The 20,986-nt window shown below is 64.2% G+C and carries 18 protein-coding genes; 17 read left to right on the forward strand and 1 reads right to left on the reverse strand.

Going from position 1 to position 20,986, the window contains the following annotated elements:
* The 9 genes from BLQ71_RS26705 to BLQ71_RS22065 form a co-directional block, all read left to right on the forward strand.
* On the forward strand, positions 1-279 hold a 279-nt coding region (locus BLQ71_RS26705), incomplete at its 5' end, for a hypothetical protein (protein ID WP_211318931.1).
* Positions 276-2,522 carry a helix-turn-helix transcriptional regulator gene (locus BLQ71_RS22030; protein ID WP_074623279.1) on the forward strand — a complete coding sequence of 749 codons (2,247 nt, stop codon included), beginning with the start codon at positions 276-278 and terminating at the stop codon, positions 2,520-2,522. The genes BLQ71_RS26705 and BLQ71_RS22030, both read left to right, overlap by 4 nt.
* 105 nt (positions 2,523-2,627) lie before the next feature.
* Entirely contained in the window at positions 2,628-3,656 is a 1,029-nt protein-coding gene (locus BLQ71_RS22035) for an ABC transporter permease (protein ID WP_074623280.1), read from the forward strand.
* The gene (locus tag BLQ71_RS22040; RefSeq protein WP_043141401.1) at positions 3,656-4,528 is read left to right on the forward strand and encodes an ABC transporter permease; all 873 of its coding nucleotides are present in this window, start codon (positions 3,656-3,658) and stop codon (positions 4,526-4,528) included. The genes BLQ71_RS22035 and BLQ71_RS22040 overlap by 1 nt, the downstream gene beginning before the upstream one ends.
* Before the next feature lie 3 nt (positions 4,529-4,531).
* On the forward strand, positions 4,532-6,208 hold the full coding sequence (locus BLQ71_RS22045; RefSeq protein WP_074623281.1) for a dipeptide ABC transporter ATP-binding protein: 1,677 nt from the start codon (positions 4,532-4,534) through the stop codon (positions 6,206-6,208).
* Positions 6,209-6,224: 16 nt separating this feature from the next.
* Entirely contained in the window at positions 6,225-7,781 is a 1,557-nt protein-coding gene (locus BLQ71_RS22050) for a hydantoinase/oxoprolinase N-terminal domain-containing protein (RefSeq protein ID WP_074623282.1), read from the forward strand.
* On the forward strand, positions 7,774-8,877 hold the full coding sequence (locus tag BLQ71_RS22055; protein ID WP_083242191.1) for an S-methyl thiohydantoin desulfurase family protein: 1,104 nt from the start codon (positions 7,774-7,776) through the stop codon (positions 8,875-8,877). The genes BLQ71_RS22050 and BLQ71_RS22055 overlap by 8 nt, the downstream gene beginning before the upstream one ends.
* Positions 8,877-9,977, forward strand: a complete 1,101-nt coding sequence (locus tag BLQ71_RS22060) for an S-methyl thiohydantoin desulfurase family protein (protein WP_074623283.1) — start codon at positions 8,877-8,879, stop codon at positions 9,975-9,977. Before BLQ71_RS22055 ends, BLQ71_RS22060 begins: the two co-directional genes overlap by 1 nt.
* Before the next feature lie 16 nt (positions 9,978-9,993).
* On the forward strand, positions 9,994-11,553 hold the full coding sequence (locus tag BLQ71_RS22065) for an ABC transporter substrate-binding protein (RefSeq protein WP_074623284.1): 1,560 nt from the start codon (positions 9,994-9,996) through the stop codon (positions 11,551-11,553).
* A 200-nt stretch (positions 11,554-11,753) separates the two neighbouring features.
* Here BLQ71_RS22065 and BLQ71_RS22070 read toward each other — a convergent pair whose 3' ends face one another.
* The gene (locus tag BLQ71_RS22070; protein ID WP_069208469.1) at positions 11,754-12,731 is read right to left on the reverse strand and encodes an NAD(P)H-quinone oxidoreductase; all 978 of its coding nucleotides are present in this window, start codon (positions 12,729-12,731) and stop codon (positions 11,754-11,756) included.
* A 205-nt stretch (positions 12,732-12,936) separates the two neighbouring features.
* Here BLQ71_RS22070 and BLQ71_RS22075 point away from each other — a divergent pair, with 205 nt between their 5' ends.
* The 8 genes from BLQ71_RS22075 (at position 12,937) to BLQ71_RS22110 (ending at position 20,983) form a co-directional block, all read left to right on the forward strand.
* A complete protein-coding gene (locus BLQ71_RS22075) occupies positions 12,937-14,922 on the forward strand; it encodes an alpha-ketoacid dehydrogenase subunit alpha/beta (protein WP_043141380.1) in 1,986 nt (661 codons plus the stop codon).
* A 9-nt stretch (positions 14,923-14,931) separates the two neighbouring features.
* The gene (locus BLQ71_RS22080; RefSeq protein ID WP_175459254.1) at positions 14,932-15,714 is read left to right on the forward strand and encodes an SDR family oxidoreductase; all 783 of its coding nucleotides are present in this window, start codon (positions 14,932-14,934) and stop codon (positions 15,712-15,714) included.
* A gap of 33 nt (positions 15,715-15,747) precedes the next feature.
* Positions 15,748-16,725, forward strand: a complete 978-nt coding sequence (locus BLQ71_RS22085; protein ID WP_043141375.1) for an ABC transporter substrate-binding protein — start codon at positions 15,748-15,750, stop codon at positions 16,723-16,725.
* Between the two features lie 88 nt (positions 16,726-16,813).
* Positions 16,814-17,605, forward strand: coding sequence for an ABC transporter permease (locus tag BLQ71_RS22090; protein WP_198543985.1), 792 nt, complete (start codon positions 16,814-16,816; stop codon positions 17,603-17,605).
* A gap of 5 nt (positions 17,606-17,610) precedes the next feature.
* On the forward strand, positions 17,611-18,384 hold the full coding sequence (locus tag BLQ71_RS22095; RefSeq protein ID WP_069208487.1) for an ABC transporter ATP-binding protein: 774 nt from the start codon (positions 17,611-17,613) through the stop codon (positions 18,382-18,384).
* A gap of 24 nt (positions 18,385-18,408) precedes the next feature.
* Complete coding sequence (locus BLQ71_RS22100; protein ID WP_074623286.1) at positions 18,409-19,770, forward strand: Rieske 2Fe-2S domain-containing protein; 1,362 nt, start codon at positions 18,409-18,411, stop codon at positions 19,768-19,770.
* Positions 19,767-20,567 carry an HpcH/HpaI aldolase family protein gene (locus tag BLQ71_RS22105; protein ID WP_083342338.1) on the forward strand — a complete coding sequence of 267 codons (801 nt, stop codon included), beginning with the start codon at positions 19,767-19,769 and terminating at the stop codon, positions 20,565-20,567. The genes BLQ71_RS22100 and BLQ71_RS22105 overlap by 4 nt, the downstream gene beginning before the upstream one ends.
* A complete protein-coding gene (locus BLQ71_RS22110) occupies positions 20,564-20,983 on the forward strand; it encodes a nuclear transport factor 2 family protein (protein ID WP_043141373.1) in 420 nt (139 codons plus the stop codon). The genes BLQ71_RS22105 and BLQ71_RS22110 overlap by 4 nt, the downstream gene beginning before the upstream one ends.
* The last annotated feature ends 3 nt before the right edge of the window (positions 20,984-20,986 follow it).

Here is a 20,986-nt window from a genome sequence, read left to right on the forward strand (position 1 = left end):
GGCGCCGGGCAATCACACAAAGTCGTCATCATAGGCGTCGCCCGAAAACTCGTTAGAAACGCGAATGTCCTCAGCCAGGCAAACGGTCCGTGGACATCAGGTGCTCAGCCGTTGACCGCCCGAGACCATGATCCGGATGGAAACCAGGCGGTTTTTGCACTAACAGGGAAAATGGCTCTGGCAGACCGGAAAAATCAGATCGTCGCATCGCAAGGCTGTGCCCGGCGCCAGAACGGCCTGCCTCCGATGGCCCTTACATTCATTCCTCTGGCCGCATGAGAACAGCCGACCTTCCCTTTCTGGCCGAACACAGCGCGGATTTGGTGCTGCTGATCGATGCCTTGCCGGGAACCGGCAGGGCCGAAATCCTCACGGCGATGCGCCGCAAACTGGGCGGACCGGACGGGGGCTGCCAATGCTCCATGTTGTCGACAGAGGATCCGCCCGTCGTGATATCCGTCACCCCGGCGGTGATATGCGCCGGGGCCGACCAGGTGGCGAACCTGTCCGCGCTACGGGACATGGGTCACGTGCAGGAGATCGGCAACCGCGACCTGTTCCTAGGACCGGGACAGGATCCGCATTTCGCCAAAACCGGCGGCTGGCCCGCATTGTCCGACCACCTCGCCCAGGCGCCGCTGGATGACCGCGCACTGACAGAAAAAGCGGGCGCCCTGTTGCGGCAGACCCCCAGGGCCATTCGCGACATCGTGGCCCGGCTCTGCCGCGCCGAAGGCGGGTTTGACGACGCCGAACTGCCGGCGGAGCAGCGCAAGTTGTTGCATTGGCTGGACCCCCTCTCGGAATGTCGGGGCGGCACTTGGCGGATCCGAACGCCGGGACTGGCGGCAGTCCTGCGCGCGGCGACCGACGCCTGGTCCGCGGCAGCGCTTGCGGCACCACCCGCCCCCGGCGCCGCGAAAGCCGCGCGGATCGCGGCGCTGCTGCACGCCGGGGATCGCGCCGGGGCCCTCGATCTCCTGCACCGTGAAGGTGGTCAATATTTCATGCACTTGCACGGGATGGAGGCCGGGCGCCGGGTCGCGGATGCCTTCGGAGAGGATCCAGCGCCTGCGGTCATGGCCCTGCAGTTCATGATCGCCGTTAAATCCGGCGACATCGAACGGGCTGCCTATATCCTCTCGGGCTATGAAAACGGTGTGCTGCTCGACCTCGGGCGACGGATGCCGCGCGCCGGCGACGTGCCGGTGCCGCTGGCGTTCTGCCGGATCGAACTAGCGGTTTTTCGTGGCGAGGCACGGGGCTATCACATCACAGACGAGGCATCGGACCTGCTGGCCAGGACCGATCCGCGCGCGCACCTGATGCGTGGCGGCATCTACAACCTTCTGCTCGACCATCACATTCGCGGAGAACGCTTTGCCGCGGCCGAAGAGGCGGCCACGCGGGCGCTGGCGCATTACGAGGCGGCGGATGCGCCCTACCTGAGTTTCTTCATTCACCTGCACCGATCCATCATCAAGGTGCGCTCTGGAGAACCTGCCGCCGCGGCGCCGCACCTGCAGGCGGCGGAAAAGGCCCTTGCGAAAACGCCTTTTGAGATACCGCAGGACGCCCGTTTCCTGGCACTGATGCGCGCGGTCACCGCCTATGAGACGGGGGACGCGTTGCCGATGGTGGACTTTGCAGAATCCGCGTTCGAGGGGTTCGCCTACGGGGAGATCTGGCCCTCCATCGCCGCGCTGGCGCTGGCGCATGGCGCGGAGGCACTGCTTCAGGAGCGGGGGTTGCAAGCGGCGACTCATTATATCGACAGCTGGCGGGTGCCCGCCTGGCGCACGCGGAATTTCCAGGTGATGGTGGCCCAACGCAGGGTTGCCACGCTGCAAAGCGCGCGCCGTTGGCGCGAAGCTCGCCAGCAACTAGAAAGCATGGCATCGCGGATCGGGTTCCTCTGGATGGAAAGCTCCGGCGCCAATCTCGCCGATCTGCGCGCACCAGAGGACATCTCGCAAGCCCTCCTCTGGCTGCGCCAGCAGGTCTTCGAGACGCCGCGCAACCCGGCCCTGAACGAGCGGTTGGCGGCCATGATGGACAGCACGCATGTTTCGACGCGACAAAGGCTGTGCCTGCGCATCTGGAAATCCTGGGTGGATCGCCGCCAGAACCGGCCCGGCCAGGCCAGACGCGGGCTGGCGGACCTGTTGCAGCTCTGCGCCAGCCGGAATTCCTTTGCGCCGGTTCTGGAAGAACGCGCGTTTGTGCTGCCCTTGCTGGAAGATCCACGGGTCATGCAGCGCGAGATGATCGAGGCGCCCTTGCCGCGCAACCTGCGCCGTGGCGCTGTCATGGCGTTCGGAACCGGCCCCCTGTCAAGGCAGGAATGGCGCGCATTGCTGCTGCTGGGGGAAGGCTGTTCGAACAAGGACATTGCCCGCGAGATGGCGGTCAGCCTGCCGACGGTGAAATTCCACCTCAAGAATCTGTTCAAAAAGCTCGGGGTCAGTGATCGCCGAGAGGCCGTGGAAGAAGCCCGGCATCGCGGAATGTTGTCTGAGTAGGACAAAACCTACCCCTTTTTTTACAAAACCTACCCCCAACCTCTATGGATCGACTGCGGGTGCAGGCGTCAAACTGATCCAAAGCTGGATGGGAGACCCCGCAACATGACTTCTGGATTTGCAGAGTTCTTACTTCGGCGCATCGTCGGCTTTGCCGGTGTGCTGCTGGTCCTGGCTCTGATGATTTTCATTCTCGCCCGGGTGGTCCCCGGCGACCCCGCGCGGATCGCCCTGGGACCGACGGCCAGCGCCGAACAACTGGCCGAGCTGCGCGAGGAAATGGGGCTGGATGATCCGCTGCCGCTGCAATTCGTGAATTTCCTTGGCGGGGCCATACGCGGGGATTTTGGCAATTCGCTGATCTCGGGCCGGCCAGTGGCCGAGGAAATCGCCGGACTGTTGCCCGCGACGCTTGAACTGGTGCTGGCCACCTTGATCATCATGCTGGCGCTTGGCCTGCCTCTGGGGATCCTGGCGGCGCGTTATCGAAACAGCTGGTTCGACGCCGTGCTGCGGATCGTCTCGCTTGCCGGTGTGACGATGCCAAGCTTTCTCTTCGCCATTCTGCTGCAACTCGGCGCCGCCTACTACCTGACGGACTGGCCCATCCTCGGGCGCATGTCGCGCGAGTTCTCCGATTTCTCCGGCGCGACCGGGCTCCTGATCATTGACGGCCTGCTGGCCGGACGCCTGGACATCACGCTGGACGCGCTGCGGCACCTCGCCTTCCCGGCCCTGGCGCTGTCGATGTCCGGCATCGGGCAGATCATGCGGATCACCCGGTCCGCCATGATCGAACACCAGCGCCGCGACCATGTGCAAACCCTGCGCAGCTTTGGCGTGCCGGGCCGCATAGTCACCTTTCGCTACCTGCTCAAGCTCTCGGCCATCGCACCGCTGACCATCATGGGCCTCGAATTCGCCTCGCTGATCGGCAACGCCTTTGTCGTCGAGATGGTCTTTTCCTGGGGTGGGTTCGCCTCTGCCGGGCTGGAGGCCGTGATGCAGAAGGACCTGAACGCCGTGATGGCGGTGGTGCTGGTCTCGGGCTGCTTTTTCGTGGTGGCCAACCTGCTGATCGACATCCTGATCGGCCTGATCGACCCCCGCCTGCGCATGAAGGAGGCCCGCTGATGTCCGCAAGCTCCGAAGAAATCAAGGTGCTCTCCGCTCGCCGCATGGCCTGGATGCGGTTCAGCGCCAACCCCGTGGCGATCATGGGCGCGCTGATGGTCGCCTCGGTGATCCTGGCCGCCATCTTTGCCCCGGTGATCGCCCCGTTCCCGGACCACGCCGGGGCCGTGATCGACTTTCGCAACAAGCACGCGGCCCCCGACGCCACCTATCTGCTGGGGGCCGACAAGGTCGGGCGCGACATCCTGAGCCGGGTGATCTTCGGCTTTCGCGTCTCGCTCTTGCTGGTGGCCGGTGTCCTGATCGTCGCGGTGCCGATCGGCGGCGGCCTGGGCCTGTTGGCCGGCTATTTCTCGGGCAAGATCGAGGCCGTGATCACCGGCTTCACCAACGTGATGCTGGCGATCCCGCCGCTGGTGATGGCCCTTGCGGTGGGCAACGTGCTGACGCCCAGCCTGACCAACGCGATGATCGCGATTGCGCTGCTGTGGTGGACCTGGCACGCGCGGCTTGTCTACCGGGTGTCGAAATCCGTGGCGGCCGAGGATTTCGTCGAGGCCGCGCGCCTGGCCGGGGCCTCGCACTGGCACATCCTGACGCGAGAGATCCTGCCCAACTGCATCGCGGTGATCTCGGTCAAGACGACGCTGGATGCGGCTTTCATCATCCTCTTCGGCGCCACGCTCTCCTTCCTTGGCCTGGGCGTGCAGCCGCCGACACCGGACCTCGGGACCATGGTCGCCGACGGGCGGCAGTTCCTGCCGGAACGCTGGTGGGGCGTGCTGGCGCCGGGCCTGGCCATTTTCTACGCAACGCTCGGGTTCAACCTGCTTGGCGACGGGCTGCGCGACATGTTCGACGTGGAGGTCTGAGACATGGATCTGCTTGAAATCCGCAACCTCGATCTCTCTTTCACCAGCTACAAGCAAACAGCCCATGTTCTGAAGGATGTCTCGCTGAAGATCGCCGAAGGCCAACGCGTGGCGCTGATCGGCGAGACCGGGTCAGGCAAGTCGGTGACCTCGAAGGCGGTGCTGAACACTTTGCCGGGCAATGCCTCGGTCGACGCGGGCCAGATCCTCTGGCGCGGCGAGAACCTGCTGGACAAGACCGAGGGCCAGCGCGAGGCGCTGAAGGGCATCGAGATGTCGGTGGTGATGCAGGACCCGCTGTCCTCCTTCAACCCGGTCTTTACCATCGGGCGGCACCTCGAAGACGTGCTCTACTGGGCCGACCGCCGGTCCGGCCGCAAATCCACGAGCAAAGACAGGCGAGAGCGCATCGCGCAGACTCTGCTGAAGGTTCAGCTGGCCGACCCGGAACGGGTGATGCGCGCCTACCCGTCGCAGCTCTCTGGCGGGATGCGGCAGCGCGTTCTGATCGCCCTCGCCCTGATGAACAAACCGGCGCTGCTGATCGCGGATGAACCGGGCACCGCGCTGGACGTGACCACCCAGGACGAGATCCTGCGCCTGATCAACGAACTGGTCGCCGAAGAGGGCCTGTCGCTGCTGATGATCACCCACAACCTGGGCGTCGTCCGCATGACCGCCGACTACGTCTACGTCATGCGCAAGGGCGAGATCGTCGAACACGGGCCTTTGAACCAGATCTTCGACAACCCGCAGACCGACTATGCGCGGGAATTGATCGGGGCCATCCCGCCGCTCTATGGCGAGGGCGTCAAGGATCAGCCCGCCTCGTCCGAGCCGCCCATGCTGCAGCTCGAAAACGTCACCAAGACATTCACCGCCAAACATATCCTGCGGCCCGATCACGTCACCAGGGCGGTGCAGGACGTCAGCCTCGACATTCGCAAGGGCGAGATATTCGGCCTTGCCGGCGAAAGCGGGTCCGGGAAAACGACTGTCGCGCGGATGCTGATGGGCATCATGCAGGCCAGCAGCGGGCGCATCACCATCGACGGCGTGCCGCTCGAAGCGATGCAGGGCGGCCGCGTCGACCGCGCGCTGGCGCAGATCGTCTACCAGAATCCGGGCACCTCGCTGAACCCGAAACGCACGGTGGCGCAGACCCTGTCGGTGCCGCTGAACTTTTCGGGTCTGGAAAAGCGCGCGCACAGCCACCGCATGGAAGAACTGCTGGAGCTGGTCGGCCTGCCCCGACATTACCAGGCGCGCTACCCGCATGAATTGTCGGGCGGGCAGAAACAGCGCGTGGCGATTGCCCGGGCGCTGGCGGCCAATCCGCGGCTGCTGGTTCTGGATGAACCGACCTCGGCGCTGGATGTCTCGGTCCAGAAGCGGGTGATCAAGCTGCTGGAGGACCTGCGCGGCGAACTGGGGCTGACCTATCTGTTCATCAGCCACGACCTCTCGCTGATGCGCAACTTCTGCTCGCGTATTGCCATCATGCTGCGGGGCGAACTGGTTGAACAGGGCACCCCGCGCGAGGTCTTTGCCGACCCGCAGCACCCCTATACCCGCGCGTTGATCGCGGCGATCCCGGTCATCACCGATGCCGAGGAAGCCGCCAAACCGCTGGTCACACCTGAAGAAAAGCAAAGGTTCCTCGTGTCCTCGGCGGCATGAGAGAAGAGGAGAAAACATGGTTTTGAGACTGGGAATCGACGTTGGCGGGACCAATACCGACGCTGTGATCCTGCGTGGCCGCGAGGTGCTGGCAGGGGTCAAGAGCGCCACCACCGAAGATGTCATGAGCGGCATTTCCAACGCGTTGGAAGCCGTGCTGGAAAAGGCGGGGGTCGCCCGCGAGGCAATCGACGTCACGATGATCGGCACCACGCATTTCACGAATGCCGTGGTCGAACGCAAGGGGCTGGACCAGGTCGCGGCCATCCGGCTGGGCCTGCCCGCGACCGCCTGCCTGCCGCCGATGGTGGACTGGCCCGAGGACCTTGTCGAAATGGTCGGCGGGCACCGCTACCTGCTGCGCGGCGGCTATGAATTCGACGGGCGCGAGATTGCCGCGCTGGACGAGGACGAGTTGATCCGCATCGCCGGGGAGATCACCGAGAAGGGGATCAAGGCCGCGGCCATCTCCTCGGTGTTTTCGCCGGTGAACCGGGACATGGAGGAACGCGCCCGCGACATCCTGCAGGAACACTGCCCCGGCCTGCCGGTGGTCCTGTCCTGCGAGATCGGCCGCCTTGGCCTTCTCGAGCGGGAAAGCGCGGCGATCATGAATGCCTCGCTTCTCAGCCTGTCGGACCGCACGGTAGAGGCCTTCGGCCGCGCGCTGTCCGAGGCAGGCCTGACCTGCCCCTTCTACGTCACCCAGAATGACGGAACACTGATGGCTGCGGACATGGTGCGCCGTTTCCCGGTGCTGACCTTTGCCTCCGGCCCGACCAACTCGATGCGCGGGGCGGCCTTCCTGACGGGTGTGAAAGAGGCCATCGTGATCGACATCGGCGGCACGACGACCGATGTTGGCTCGCTGCATCACGGCTTTCCGCGGCAGGCGGCCACCGTGGTCGACGTGGGCGGTGTGCGCACCAACTTCCGGATGCCCGATGTCTTTTCCATCGGCCTGGGCGGCGGCACGATGATTACCGGCGATGCCGATAACCTTCAGATCGGTCCGAAATCCGTCGGTTACCGTCTGCCGCAAGAGGCGCTGGTCTTTGGCGGCAAGACGCTGACCACAACCGACATCGCGGTACGGGCCGGCATGGCCGAGGTGGGCGATGCCGCCAAGGTTGCGGAAATCGACCCGGCACTGGTCGAGGCCGCAAAGGCGCAGATCGCGGAGATGCTGGAAATGGCCGTCGAACGCAGCCGTGTCAGCCCCGATCCGATCCCGGTCATCGCCGTCGGCGGTGGCTCGATCCTGGCGCCCGACCGGATCGGCGACCTGGAGGTCCTGCGGCCCGAGAACTTTGCCGTCGCCAACGCGGTCGGCGCGGCGATTGCCCAGATCTCCGGCGAGGTCGACCGGATCTATGCGCTCGAAGGCACGACCCGCGAGGAATGTCTTGCCAATGCCGAGCGCGAAGCAAGCGATGCCGCGGTCTCTGCGGGCGCCAAGCCGGAAACCCTGATCGTGATCGAACGCGAGGACGTGCCGCTGGCCTACCTGCCCGGCAATGCCACCCGTATCCATCTCAAAGTCGTCGGTGAAATGGGAGAGAACCATGCGTGACTATCAAAGCCAATGCCGGGTCTTGACCGAAGAAGACATCGACGCGCTGGAGATCGGCTCGGGCATCCTGGGTACCGGCGGCGGCGGCAATCCCTACATCGGCAAGCTGCGAGCCCGCCAGGCGATCCGCGAAGGCCATGAGCTGAAGATCCTGCCCATCGAGGCGCTGGAGGACGATGCCAGGATCGTCGCGCTTGGCGGCATCGGCGCGCCGCTGGTCTCCTTCGAGCGCCTCAAGGAAGGGCGTGAAGGCGTCCGTTGCCTGCGCGCGCTGGAGGAACGGCTCGGGTTCAAGGCGGACGCGATCGGCTGCGAGGAGATCGGCGGCCAGAATTCGATGGAACCGCTGATCACCGCCGCCTTTGCCGGGCTGCCTGTGGTCGACGGTGACGGCATGGGCCGCGCCTTTCCCGAGATGCAGATGACCACCTATGCGATCTACGGCCATAATTCGACGCCCTCGGTCATGTGCGACCCGCATGGAAATGCGGTCTGCTTTGAACATGCCATCACCGAGAAATGGCATGAAACCATGGCGCGGGCCTGTGTCATTGCACAGGGCGGGGCCTCGGTTCTGGCCTCGGCCCCGATGAGCGGGGCCTTCTTCAAGGCGCACGCGATCCCGCACAGCTACACCCAAGCCATCGGCCTTGGCCAGGCGGTGCTGGACGCGCGCCGGGCGCATGAGGACCCGATCAAGGCGATCTGCGAACGCGAGGGCGGCAAGCATGTCTTCTCGGGCAAGATCAACGACCTCAAGCGGCACTTCGAACGCGGCTTCAACGTCGGCGTGGCCAGCATCGAGGGGCTGGACGATTGCCGCGGGTCCGTGGGTGAGATCACCATTCAGAACGAATTCCTGATCTTCCGCCGCGACGGAGAGATGCAGGCCTGCGTGCCCGACCTGGTGGTTGTCCTTGACCTGGATAGCGGCCTGCCGATCACCACAGAGGTTCTGCGCTACGGCCAGCGGGTCGCGGTCCTCGCCCTGCCCTGCCACGAGCTCTTGCGCACGCAGCAGGCGCTCGACGTGATCGGCCCCGCGGCCTTCGGCTTCCCGGAACTGGTCTACCGCCCACTTGCGGAAACCGCGTGATGGGGTTCACGGTATCCTCTGCCGACATGGAGGCCATCGCCCTTGGCGGTGCCTTCCTCGGCACCGGGGGCGGTGGCGATCCCTATATCGGCAAGCTGATGGCGCAGGCCGCGCTGGACGCGCACGGCCCGGTCACCGTTACCGACGTGGCGGAAGTGCCGGACGATGCGGTTTGCGTGCCTGTCTGCATGATGGGCGCGCCGACCGTCATGGTCGAGAAACTGCCCAACGGTGAAGAGGCCGCTGCCGCGCTTACCGCGCTCGAAGCGTATCTCGGAACCAAGGTCGATTACCTGATCTGCATCGAGGCGGGCGGCCTCAACTCGACCATTCCCTTTGCGGTCGCCGCGGCGACGGGGCTGCCGCTGCTGAACGGTGACGGCATGGGCCGCGCCTTTCCCGAATTGCAGATGGTCAGCTTTACCCTGCATGACATCAAGGCCTCGCCGATGGCACTGGCCGATGACAAGGGCAACACCTCGATCCTGAACGCGATCAGCAACCAATGGACCGAACGTCTTGCCCGCGCGCAGACGGTCGAGATGGGCGGTGCCGCGCTGGTGGCGCTCTATCCGATGAACGGGGCGCAGGCGAAACAGGGGCTGCTGCGCGGCACCCTGGGCCTGATCCGCGAACTGGGCGAGAGTATCGCCGCCGAACGGCAGGCCAACCGCCACCCGGGTGACGCGCTGATCCGCCGCTGCGGCGGGATGCAGCTGTGCACGGCGCGCGTGGTGGACATCGAACGCCACACTACCGGCGGTTTCGCCCGCGGACGGGCGGTTCTCAAGGGGCTGGACGAGGACCAGGGCCGCAGCTTCACCCTGGATTTCCAGAACGAATTCCTGTGCCTCGAAGACGGAGAGGGCCAGCCGATGGCCCTGACCCCCGACCTGATCTGCGCACTGGATGCGGACGGGGGCCTGCCGGTCACCACCGAAAAGCTGCACTACGGCCTTGGCCTGCGGCTGATCGGACTGCCGGCGGATCCCCAGTGGCGCAGCGCGGGTGGGCTGGATCTCGTTGGTCCCGGCTACTTTGGCTACAGCCACGCCTTCGCACCACTCGAAACACTCAACCCAACAAATACCAACACCTGAACAGGAGGTCTCTGACATGAAAAACCTACTTGCAGCAACGGCGCTTGCCGCGCTGACCGCCCTTCCGGCGGCGGCCCAGGACGACAAGGTGGCGATCACCGTCAATGCCGTGCAGATTTTCGGCACGATCGACCCGGCCAAGATCAACGACTACACGGAATACATGGCCGCCGTGAACCTTTACGACGCGCTGACCACCGTGGATGCGGCGGGCAACGTGATCCCGCAGCTTGCCGAAAGCTGGGACATCTCGGACGACAGTCTGACCTATACCTTCCACCTCAAGGACGGGGCGACCTTCTCCGACGGCACGCCGGTCGACGCGCAGGACATCCTCTATTCGATCCGCCGCCTGCTGGCGATCAACGAGGGTCCGTCCTACCTGTTCTCGGACCTGATCGACGCAGAGTCCGTGACCGCCCCCGATGACCGGACCGTGGTCATCACGCTCAACAAGGTCTATGCGCCCTTCATCTCGATCACCCCGCTGCTGCTGGCGGTGAACGAGGAGGCCGTCCAGACCAATGGCGACGATCCCTGGGGCGAGACTTTCCTCGCGGAGACCCCGGCCGGCGCCGGCCCCTACACCCTGTCCAGCTGGGACCGCGGCGCACAGATGACCCTGGCCCGCAATGAGGCCTATCACGGCGGCTGGCCCAACGCGCGGCCAATCGACGAAGTGCGCTTTGTCGTGACCCGCGACGAGGCCACGGTGCGCGCCCTGGCACAACGCGGCGATCTGGGCATCTCCTCGCAGTACCAGTCGACCGAAACCTACGAGGGCATCGCCAAGCTTGACGACTACGTCACGCTGACCACGCCCACCGCGACCGGCCTCTACATCAAGCTGAACAATCAGGTTCCGCCGACCGATGACGTCCATGTGCGCCGTGCCATCGCGATGGCGATGGATTATGCCACCGTGCGCGAGGTGATCTATCCGGGGGCACCGCTGCGTGGGCCGCTGTCGGACATCTTTGCCGCCGCCGTGCCCGAAGACGCCGCCGAACCGGTCTTTGACATCGCCGCGGCGCAGGCGGAACTGGCCAAGTCGAAATACGCGGGCCAGGGGCCGATTCAGCTGACCCATACCTATGTGTCCAAGACCGCCTTCGAGGAAGAAATCGCACTGCTGCTGAAATCGACCTTGGACATGATCGGCTTTGACGTGACCATTCAGCCGGAACCCTGGAACCGGATCACGGATCTGGCCACCTCGGTCGAGACCACGCCGCATACCACACAGGTGTTCTACGGGCCGACCTACCCCTCCCCGGACTCGGTTTTCTACGTCCAATACGCCTCCAGCGCCGCAGGCAACTGGGCCAGCATGGACTGGGTGCAGGACCCCGAGATCGACCGCTTGATCGAGGTGTCGCGCGCGGAAACCGACACCGCCAAGCGCAACGGCATCTACCAGGACATCTACCGCAAGCTGGTGGACGATCAGCGCTCTGTCTGGCTGCTGGCACAAGAGCGCCGCTTTTCCGTTCACAAGTGCCTGAAGGGCTATGAATGGGTGCCGATGCAGAGCTGGGACTTCGACTTTTCGCGGATGAGCTGGTCCTGCGAGTGATCCCCAAGGTCTGCCCGGTCGCCAGTGAAATGCGTGACCGGGCAGAGCCGTGACACGGCAACCGCCCCAGGGCCGAAGCCTGTGAGATCCGGTCGGCGCGAATGGCCCTTTCGCTAACAAGCGCCGCCCGGCCCCGGTCGCTGCTGCTAAGCCCCCCGCCGTGGCAAGGGGCCGCCAATGGGCAGCGACTCTGGGTCCCGTCAAACCGTCAGGACGATCTTCCCGATATGTGCGCCCTTGTCCATCCGGGCATGTGCCGCCCGAACGTCGTGCAATGCGAAGGTCGAATCGATCACCGGAATCGCCTTCCTGTCACGCAGCAGTGGCAAGACATGCTGCTCAAGTTCCGCGGCCAGTTCGGCCTTCATGCTCACCGGTCGGGCCCGCAGCGTCGATCCGATCAGCGCCAGCCGTTTGACCAGGATGGGGCGCAGGTCGAACGAGCCTTTCGATCCGCTGAGAAAGGCGATCTGTGCGATCCGGCCATCAACCGCCACCGCGTCGAAGTTCCTTTGCAGGTAGTCCGCCCCGACCATGTCCAAAACGACATCGGCGCCCCGGCCTTCCGTCGCCTCCAGCGTTGCCGCGACAAAGTCCTCGGTCTTGTAAATGACCACACGATCGGCGCCCAGGCCGACCGCCGCCTGCGCCTTTTCAGCAGACCCAACGGTTGTGATGACCTTGGCGGAAAAACACTTGGCAAGCTGGATCGCCGTGGTACCGATGCCCGAGGTTCCGCCGTGGATGAGTACCGTTTCCCCCGCGGCAAGACCGGCGCGTTCGAACAGGTTACTCCAGACGGTGAAATAGGTCTCGGGAAAGGCCGCGGCTTCGACCATCGAGATGCCGTCGGGAACCGGCAGGGCGTTTGTCTGATCCACGATCGCGAATTCAGCATAGCCGCCGCCCGCCACCAGGGCCATGACCCGGTCGCCGGGCTGAAAGCGGGTCACATTTGCACCGGTACTTTCCACAATCCCGGCCAGTTCAAGGCCCAGCACGTCCGAGGCCCCCGGCGGCGGCGGATAATTTCCCTGGCGCTGAACGACATCGGGTCGGTTGACGCCCGCCGCCGCGACTTTGACACGGATTTCGGTCGGCCCCGGTTCGGGGGTTGGGCGATCGACGAGGTCGAGAATCTCCGGCCCGCCTGCCCCGGATGCGACAACTGCTTTCATGATAAGTCCTTCCTTGGCCTGACATACTTTTCTAACGACATGAAATCACTGAGAAAATCGACTCTCTCGGCTCGCGATAGCGCCCATTTTGACGCCCTCCGCTGCCCGACATGCCGCGTTTTTCCGCAATAATCTCTTGCGACGAACTATCTTGATATGATAGATGTGTCAAATAATGATACATTGCGCTGACCAGGATCGCCCCATGCTGAAGAAAACCGACGACGTCAATTTCTCACTGTCCGCCTATCGCAGAATGTCCCTGATCCGGGGGATCGAGCGTCTCTGCCGGGAGTTCAGCTCCGGCAAAACCCCGGTGGCGATCGGGTCGATCCACCTCTGCGCCGGGCAAGAGGCGATTCCGGTCGGAACCGCCGAAGCTTTGCATCCCGAAGACCGTATCTCGGCAACCTATCGCGGCCACGGCTGGGCGTTGGAAGCCGGCATCCCCGCGTTCGAGGTGCTAAGCGAGATCGCCCACAAGGGAACGGGCATCAACGGCGGCCGGGCCGGTTCCGCCATGATGATCGCGCCAGAGCATCGTTTCATCGGCGAAAACTCTATCGTCGGCGCCGGTTACCCGATCGCCGCGGGCGTGGCGATGGCGCAGAAAATCCAGGGAACGGGCGGCATCTCGGTCGTGAGTATTGGCGATGGCGCGATGAATCAGGGCGCCGTGCACGAGGCGATGACCTTCGCGGCGCTCAACAAGCTGCCGGTGCTCTTCATCTGCGAAAACAACGGTTGGGCGGAAATGACCCGCTCCGACACCGTTTCACCAATGCCGCGCCAAGCACAACGCGCGCGGGCCTATGGCATGCGCTCCGCCACGGTCGAGGGCAACGACCCTATCGCTGTCCGGGACAGCGTCGCCTCCGCCCGCACCTATATCCTTGAGAAAGACGCGCCGGTATTCCTCGAATTCAACACGGTCCGGCTATGGGGGCATTACAACAAGGACCTGCAGCACTATCGCCCGCGGTCCGATGTCCGCGAGGCCGAAACCCGCGATCCGCTCGTCGCGCTCCGTACCCGGCTGGTGCAGGAGGGCACGATCTCCGAGGCCGAGCTGAGCCAGATCGACCAGGACCTGGAAAACGAGCTGGAACAACTGCGGACCGAGGTCATCGCCGCGCCCGAACCCGATCCGGCCACGGCGATGGATCACATCATCGGTGCTGCCCCCTCCCCGGTTGCTGCAGTCGCCGGCAGCGATGAGCCCAGCGAAACCACCTACGGCAAGGCCGTCGCTGCCGCGTTGCAGGCCGAACTCAACGCACGGCCCGAATTGCTGGTCTACGGCGAGGATGTCGGCGTCGGCGGCGGCATCTTCGGGTGCACCCGCAACCTGCAAAAGGAATTCGGCGCGACGCGGGTTTTCGACACCCCGATCTCCGAAAGCGCGATCCTCGGCTCGGCACTGGGCGCGGCGATGATGGGCCAGCGCCCGGTTGTCGAGATCATGTGGGCAGATTTCATGTTGGTCGCCCTCGACCAGATCATCAATCAGATGGCCAACCTGCGCTACCTCACCCGCGGCACCTGCACAGCACCACTGGTGGTGAGGATGCAGCAAGGGGTCACGCCGGGCTCTTGCGCGCAGCACAGCCAGAGCCTGGAAGCCCTGTTGTTCCATACCCCCGGTCTGCGCATCGGCCTGCCATCGACCGCACAGGATGCGCATGACATGCTGCGCGCGGCCATCGCATGCGACGACCCCACCATCATCATCGAATCCCGGGCGTTCTACCAACGCCAGGAAACCGTCGATTTCTCCGCCCCGGTGCAGCCCATTGGCGGCCTGCGGACGCGGCGCACGGGCAAGGACATCGCGCTGGTCAGCTGGAGCACCGGAATGCCTGTTGTCGAACTGGCCGCCGAACTGCTGGCCGACTCCGGCGTAGAGGCCTCGGTGATTGACCTGCGTTGGCTGTCGCCCCTGCCCGAGGCCGCGCTGATCAAAGAAATCCGCAAGGCCGGCAATGCGGCCTTCGTGATGCATGAAGCCAACCAGACCGGCGGCGTCGGCGCCGAGCTTCTGTGCCGCCTGCGCGAAGCCGGGATCGAAAATATCGGACGCTTGGGAACCCCCGACATGCGGATGCCGGCTTCTCCGGTTCTCCAACGGCAGGTTTTGCCGAATGCGGAAACCGTGGCCGCGCGCGTGCTGACCCAACTGGGAAAGGAATGATCCATGAGCATCGCCATCGATCTGACGGGCCGTCGCGCGATTGTCTGCGCCTCAAGCAGCGGCCTCGGGCGTGGATGCGCCGAGGCCCTTGCAAGGGCCGGCGCGTCGGTTGTCCTGAACGGTCGAGACGAGACACGCCTCAAACAGACGGCGATTGACCTGGTCTCGGCCGAAACTGGCGTGGATGTAATTCCAGTTGCCGGAGACATCACGGATCCCGACACCCAGGAAAGACTGCTGGAGGCCTGCCCGGAGCCGGACATTCTGGTGAACAACAATGGCGGCCCGCCGATCGGCGATTTCCGGACGCTCGACCGAGCCGACATGGAAGCGGGCTTGAGGGCCAACATGCTGGCGCCGATCGAGATGATCCAACGCGTGATCGACGGCATGGCCGCGCGCCGGTTCGGGCGCATCGTCAACATCACCTCGGTCACGGTGAAGATGCCTATATCGGGCCTTGACCTGTCCAGTGGCGCCCGCGCCGGGCTGACATCCTTCTTGGCGGGCATCGCGCGCGATGTGGCCGGGGACAATGTCACCATCAATCAGTTGATGCCCGGCTACTTCGACACCGAACGGTCACGCGGGGGGCTGCGTGCCCGCGCCGAACGCCTTGGGCGCCCAATCGAGGAGCTCGCGGCCGAACGCCTTGCGACCATTCCCGCCGGGCGCCTGGGGGCGCCCGCCGAATTCGGCCACGCCTGCGCTTTCCTGTGCAGCCCGCAGGCCGGCTTCATTACTGGTCAGAACCTGCTGATGGACGGGGGGATGTTCCGCAGCGCGTTCTGAGAACGACTTGAACCCTGATCTGGAGGAGAAACCATGACACTAACAAGACGACAATTCGCGGGCACGGGCCTCGCCCTTGCCGCGACACCCTTCCTGGGCAGCAGGCCGCTCCTGGCCCAGGGCAACCGCACCAAGCTGACCTATGCGACGCTCAAGACCGGCGTCAGTGTCATCATCAACGAGAACCTGAAGGCGAAGCGACCCGACCTGGACAACGGTCTGGAGATCGACATCACCAATGAATACACCTCGGTGTCGAGCTACTACAGCGACTTTATTTCCGGCACTTTCGAGCTGGGGATCGGTGCCTGGGATACCTACCTGCGCATGCACCGCAAATCCGTGCCCGCGAAGATGGCGACGACCTTCACCACCGGCGACATGATCAACATCGTCAGCCGTCAGGACGGACCGTCGAGCGTCGAAGGGCTGCACGGCAAGTCCCTGTCCGGCATCGCCGCCTCGGGCGCCTTCAACATGTGCAAGTCGGCGATCGCGAACATTTACGGCATGAAACTCGGCAAGGACGTCGTGGTCCAGAACGTGCCCAGCCCGGCCCAGGCGATGACGCTGCTGATGGCCCAGAACGTCGACGCGGCCTTGTCGTGGGAGCCGAATGTCTCTGCCGCGATGGCGAAAATCGACACTATGCGCCCGATCTTCAACCTTGGCGACGAATACCATGCCGCCACTGGCAAGGTCCTGCCCTATTTCGGCTGCGCCGTGCGCGATGAGGCCATCGAACGGGACGGCGACATCGCGGGCAAGGTCCACGCGACCTTTGCCCAGCTGATGGATCAGATCAATGCTGACCCGATGGAGGCGTTCACAATTGCCGCGCCGCACCTGAACCTCGATCCCGAGGTGCTCATGGGCGCGCATGAGGCCGGGCGGCTCAAGTTCGAGTCCTATTCGATGCTCGCAGATACGGGCCGCGACCTGATCCGGCAGGCGCAGGCCTTCATCGACAAGGACGGTGCAGAAATCCAAGACGGTTTCTTCGCTTCCTGATGGCATCCGTGCCAGGGCCGCAACCCGTTCGCGCGGGTTGTGGTCCGGCCAAACATAGGGTGGACCAATGTCATCCAACGACACCACAATGACCCGCACCACTGCGTCCGTCTTCAATTTCAGCAGTCTGATCAAGCGTGACCGTTTTGCCGGCCTCATCGTGATCCTGCTGATCATCGCGGCCCTGCAGGTCGCCAGCCTGTTCGCGCCCGACTATATCGCGCCGCCGCCACTGCTGATCGCTGAAAAGCTCTGGACACAGATCCTTCCCCTCTGGGACGAAATCCTCGTCACCCTTATCCGGCTTCTCGTGGCCCTGGTTTTTGCCATGGTCGTCGGCACGGTGCTTGGCGTCGTCATGGGCATGCTGCCCGGACTGCGCCCCTACATCCGTTCGCTGGTGGTCATCGACACCGGCATCCCGGCGCTGTCCTGGATGCTGATCGCGGTCTTCTGGTTCAAGGAACCGGAAATCCGGATCTTCTTCATCATGTCGGTGATCCTGATCCCCTTCTACGCGCTTAACGTCTTTGACGGCATTCGCGCGCTGCCGAAAGAATGGCTGGAAATGTGCGAAAGCTTCCGGCCCAGCCGCTGGCAGGTGCTGCGCTACCTGATCCTGCCGCATATCGTGGCCTACGTTTTCACCACCACGCGATCGGTGATCGGCTATGCTACGCGGATGGTGATCTTTGCCGAACTGATCGCGTCGGCGGTGGGGATTGGTGCCCAGATGGGGCTGGCGCAGGCCAATTTCGACATCGCCGCAGTCTTTGCCTGGACGCTGCTACTGGTGGTTCTCAACATCCTTTCCCAATCCCTGGTCGCGGTCCTTGAAAAGCGCGTCCTCAGCTACAGACCCGAAGTCGAGGTACGGTGATGAACATGCATGCAGATTTTTCGCCGGTCGAAACCCAGGAACCGGCCATCCTGATCGATCAGGTCAACAAGCAGTTCGGCGCCGTCACGGCCATCGAGAACCTGTCCTTTCACGTCAACCGCGGCGAGATCGTCTCGTTCCTGGGGCGCACTGGGGCGGGCAAGAGCACCGCGCTGAACCTGATCATGGGCAACATGAGCCCGACCAGCGGGCGCGTGCGGGTGATGGGCATGGATCCCAACAAGGATTTCCGCAAGCTGCGGCGCACGATCTCGGTCGGGTTCCAAACCGACCGGCTGCTGCCCTGGCGCACCGCGATCGAGAACGTGGAACTGGGCCTGCAGATCCTGCACTACCACAAGGCGGAAATCCGGGAAAAGGCCCGGGAATGGCTGGCGCGCGTCAATCTGGCGGATGCCGCGGATCTCTATCCGCATGAACTGTCGGGCGGCATGCGCCAGCGGGTCAGCCTGGCCCGGGCGCTGGCCATCGACCCGGAAATCCTGCTGCTGGACGAATGTTTCAGCCAGCTGGACCACGTCACATCGCAGACCCTGCGCTCGGATGTCAGCGCGGTGATCCGTGAATACCGCAAGACCTGCCTGTTCATCACGCACCGCATCGACGACGCCATCGAGATGGCGGACCGCATTCTTGTCTTGGGGGCGCCCGCGCGCCTTCTGCTGGAGGTCAGCCCGACGCCGGAGGACCGGACGGATCGCGACAAGTTCCAGCTGTTGCACGACAAGATCGCCGACGCGCTCGGCGTGGATTCCTGACACGGACCCGAGGAGGAGACCGACATGTTGACCGCAGAGAAAAACGCCATCCTGACCGAAACCGGCCCCGACCGCCCGATGGGCCAGCTGTTCCGCTTTTTCTGGCAGCCCGCCTTACTGTCGCGCGAATTGCCCGAACCGGATTGCCCGCCGCGGCGGGTCAAGATCCTGGACACCGACATGGTCGCGATCCGCGATAGCGACGGGCGTGCCCAGTTGATCACCCCGACCTGCCCGCACCGCGGCGCCAACCTGTTCTTCGGGCGCGTGGAAGAAGGCGGCATTCGCTGCGCCTACCACGGCTGGAAATTCGATGTCGATGGCAACTGCCTTGATATTCCCACACTGCCCGATAACGGCCAGCGCGAGAAGATGTGCAAGAAGATCAAGCTGAAGACCTATCCGACACGCGAAGCCGGCGGGCTGGTCTGGGTCTATCTCGGACCCGAGGAACTGATGCCCGAGATGCCCCAGTTCGACTTTCTCGACATGCCCGCTGACCAGGTCTACGTCTCGAAGAAATACCAATTTTCCAACTGGGCGCAGGCCTGCGAAGGCGCGCTGGACACCGCGCATTTCTCGTTCCTGCACATGCCGCTGGTCGGCGGCAAGATCAATTTCGGCAAAGATGCTTTCGTGGCCGAATCCTCGGCCGACGAACGGCGCATCGGCTGGATCCGAAACGACGGAGCGCCGCGCTTCTCGATCACCAAGCACGAGGCCGGGCTGGTCATCGGAGGGGCTCGCTACGCCGATGAGGGCGACACCTACTGGCGCATCAGCCAGTTCCTGATGCCCAACCACGGGCTCGCCCCAAACGCGTTTCCGGGCGAAAACATGCACGGTCAGTGCTGGGTACCAATCGATGACGAAACCTGCTGGATCTTCAACTACACTTGGAACCCGGACCGGAAGCTGGGCGAGGACGAGGTGGAGCGGTTCCGGAACGGCGCGTCGATCCACGCGGCGACGGACGAGAACTATGTACCGCTCCGCAACATCACTAATGATTTCCTGATCGACCGCGAGGATCAGAAAACCCGGACCTATACCGGCATCAAGGGCGTGTCGGAACAGGATGCTGCCATCCAGGAAAGCATGGGGCCGATCGTCGACCGGACCAAGGAGCATCTCAACTCCTCCGACCTGGGGGTGGTGCAGTTCCGCCGCTACATCCTCGACGCGGCCAAGGCGCTCGACAACGAAGGGCTACTGCCCACCGCCCATTCGCATCCGCAAAACTACCGCCTGCGGTCAGGCAGCCATGTCTGCAGCGACACCATCCCCTTCGACGACGTGATGGTGGAACGGTTCGGCCATAAGCTCGGTCTTGCCCCCGCCGCAGCACAGGACCAGGCAAAGGCGGCCGAGGTTGGTGCAGAATGACCGGACCTGTCAGCACAGTCCCGAATGATAGCAGCTTCCGGCGGCGACTAGCCGCCGGAGAGCCGGTGCTGGGGGTCTTCAACTGCCTCCCGGCTTTCCAAGTGTCCGAGATCCTCAGCCATTCGTCTATGGACTACATCGTCATAGAGGCAGAGCATGGCGCGACCGCCCTGCCCGCGATGCATGCGCAGGTGGCCGCCATCGCCGAGCGCAAGCCGGTCGTCGTCCGGGTCGCCTCGGACGAACCCGGAGTGATCAAGCCGATCCTCGATCTGGGCGTGACCGGGATCATGGTTCCCGACGTACGCAGTGCGGACGCCGCCCGCGACATCGTGCGCCAGACCCGTTTCGCCCCCGAGGGCACGCGTGGGATCGGTGGCAGCATCCGGGCGTCGCGCTATGGCATGGACAAGGGCTATTTCCGCGACGGTCCCGCCGAGCCGATCACCGTGATCCTCCAGATCGAAAGCCGCGAAGGCCTCGACAACATCGCCGAGATCGCCGCGGTTGATGGTGTCGATGCAGTTTTCTTCGGGCCGATGGATCTTTCGGCCCAGCTTGGCCACCGCGGCCGACCCGATGCGCCCGAAGTGGCACAGGCCATGGACGTGGCAATCCGACAGCTCGCCGGGACGGCGTGTGTCGCCGGCTGCCTCTGCCCGCCCGCCAAGGTCGGACATTGGCGCGACAGGGGCATAAGCCTGTTTCTGCTGGGCTCCGACATCGGCGCCCTGACCGCCTCGGTCGAGGCCATGGCCAGCAGTGTGACACGACCGGACAAGGAGGACGCGGCATGACGCAGGCGATGCAACTCGAAGCTCAGAAACTGTTGACCGAAGTTTACCAGGCCATCGACGAAGGCCGGTATTCCGACGCGGCAAAGCGATTTGCCGCGTCCGGCGAATGGCACCGCAAGGGCGAGGTCCTGGTGGGGCCGAAGCAGGTCGAGACCGCCTACGAGGGCCGCAGCCCGACCCTGCGCACCCGCCATATCCTCAGCAACATCCTAATCGACGAGACTCTGGACGGGGCGCGTTTCAACCTGTGCATCACGCTCTACGCGGGACAGTCGGAAACGGACGAGGTGCCGACGGTTCCTGGACCGGCGATGGTCCTGACCTCGCACGGTCAATTGACCCGCAGCGGCGGGCTTCTGAAGATCGCGCAAAAACACACTGTCCGGCAATTCGTCGTACAATCAGCCGGCGCATAAGGG

Source organism: Antarctobacter albus, from assembly GCF_900101505.1.
GTDB classification, from domain to species: Bacteria; Pseudomonadota; Alphaproteobacteria; order Rhodobacterales; family Rhodobacteraceae; genus Antarctobacter; species Antarctobacter albus.

Bases quoted from the DNA above. Each gene is read 5' to 3' on its own strand.
- BLQ71_RS22030 (WP_074623279.1), top strand. From the start codon at position 276: ATGAGAACAGCCGACCTTCCCTTTCTGGCCGAACACAGCGCGGATTTG.
- BLQ71_RS22035 (WP_074623280.1), top strand. From the start codon at position 2,628: ATGACTTCTGGATTTGCAGAGTTCTTACTTCGGCGCATCGTCGGCTTT.
- BLQ71_RS22040 (WP_043141401.1), top strand. From the start codon at position 3,656: ATGTCCGCAAGCTCCGAAGAAATCAAGGTGCTCTCCGCTCGCCGCATG.
- BLQ71_RS22045 (WP_074623281.1), top strand. From the start codon at position 4,532: ATGGATCTGCTTGAAATCCGCAACCTCGATCTCTCTTTCACCAGCTAC.
- BLQ71_RS22050 (WP_074623282.1), top strand. From the start codon at position 6,225: ATGGTTTTGAGACTGGGAATCGACGTTGGCGGGACCAATACCGACGCT.
- BLQ71_RS22055 (WP_083242191.1), top strand. From the start codon at position 7,774: ATGCGTGACTATCAAAGCCAATGCCGGGTCTTGACCGAAGAAGACATC.
- BLQ71_RS22060 (WP_074623283.1), top strand. From the start codon at position 8,877: ATGGGGTTCACGGTATCCTCTGCCGACATGGAGGCCATCGCCCTTGGC.
- BLQ71_RS22065 (WP_074623284.1), top strand. From the start codon at position 9,994: ATGAAAAACCTACTTGCAGCAACGGCGCTTGCCGCGCTGACCGCCCTT.
- BLQ71_RS22070 (WP_069208469.1), bottom strand. From the start codon at position 12,731: ATGAAAGCAGTTGTCGCATCCGGGGCAGGCGGGCCGGAGATTCTCGAC.
- BLQ71_RS22075 (WP_043141380.1), top strand. From the start codon at position 12,937: ATGCTGAAGAAAACCGACGACGTCAATTTCTCACTGTCCGCCTATCGC.
- BLQ71_RS22085 (WP_043141375.1), top strand. From the start codon at position 15,748: ATGACACTAACAAGACGACAATTCGCGGGCACGGGCCTCGCCCTTGCC.
- BLQ71_RS22090 (WP_198543985.1), top strand. From the start codon at position 16,814: ATGACCCGCACCACTGCGTCCGTCTTCAATTTCAGCAGTCTGATCAAG.
- BLQ71_RS22095 (WP_069208487.1), top strand. From the start codon at position 17,611: ATGCATGCAGATTTTTCGCCGGTCGAAACCCAGGAACCGGCCATCCTG.
- BLQ71_RS22100 (WP_074623286.1), top strand. From the start codon at position 18,409: ATGTTGACCGCAGAGAAAAACGCCATCCTGACCGAAACCGGCCCCGAC.
- BLQ71_RS22105 (WP_083342338.1), top strand. From the start codon at position 19,767: ATGACCGGACCTGTCAGCACAGTCCCGAATGATAGCAGCTTCCGGCGG.
- BLQ71_RS22110 (WP_043141373.1), top strand. From the start codon at position 20,564: ATGACGCAGGCGATGCAACTCGAAGCTCAGAAACTGTTGACCGAAGTT.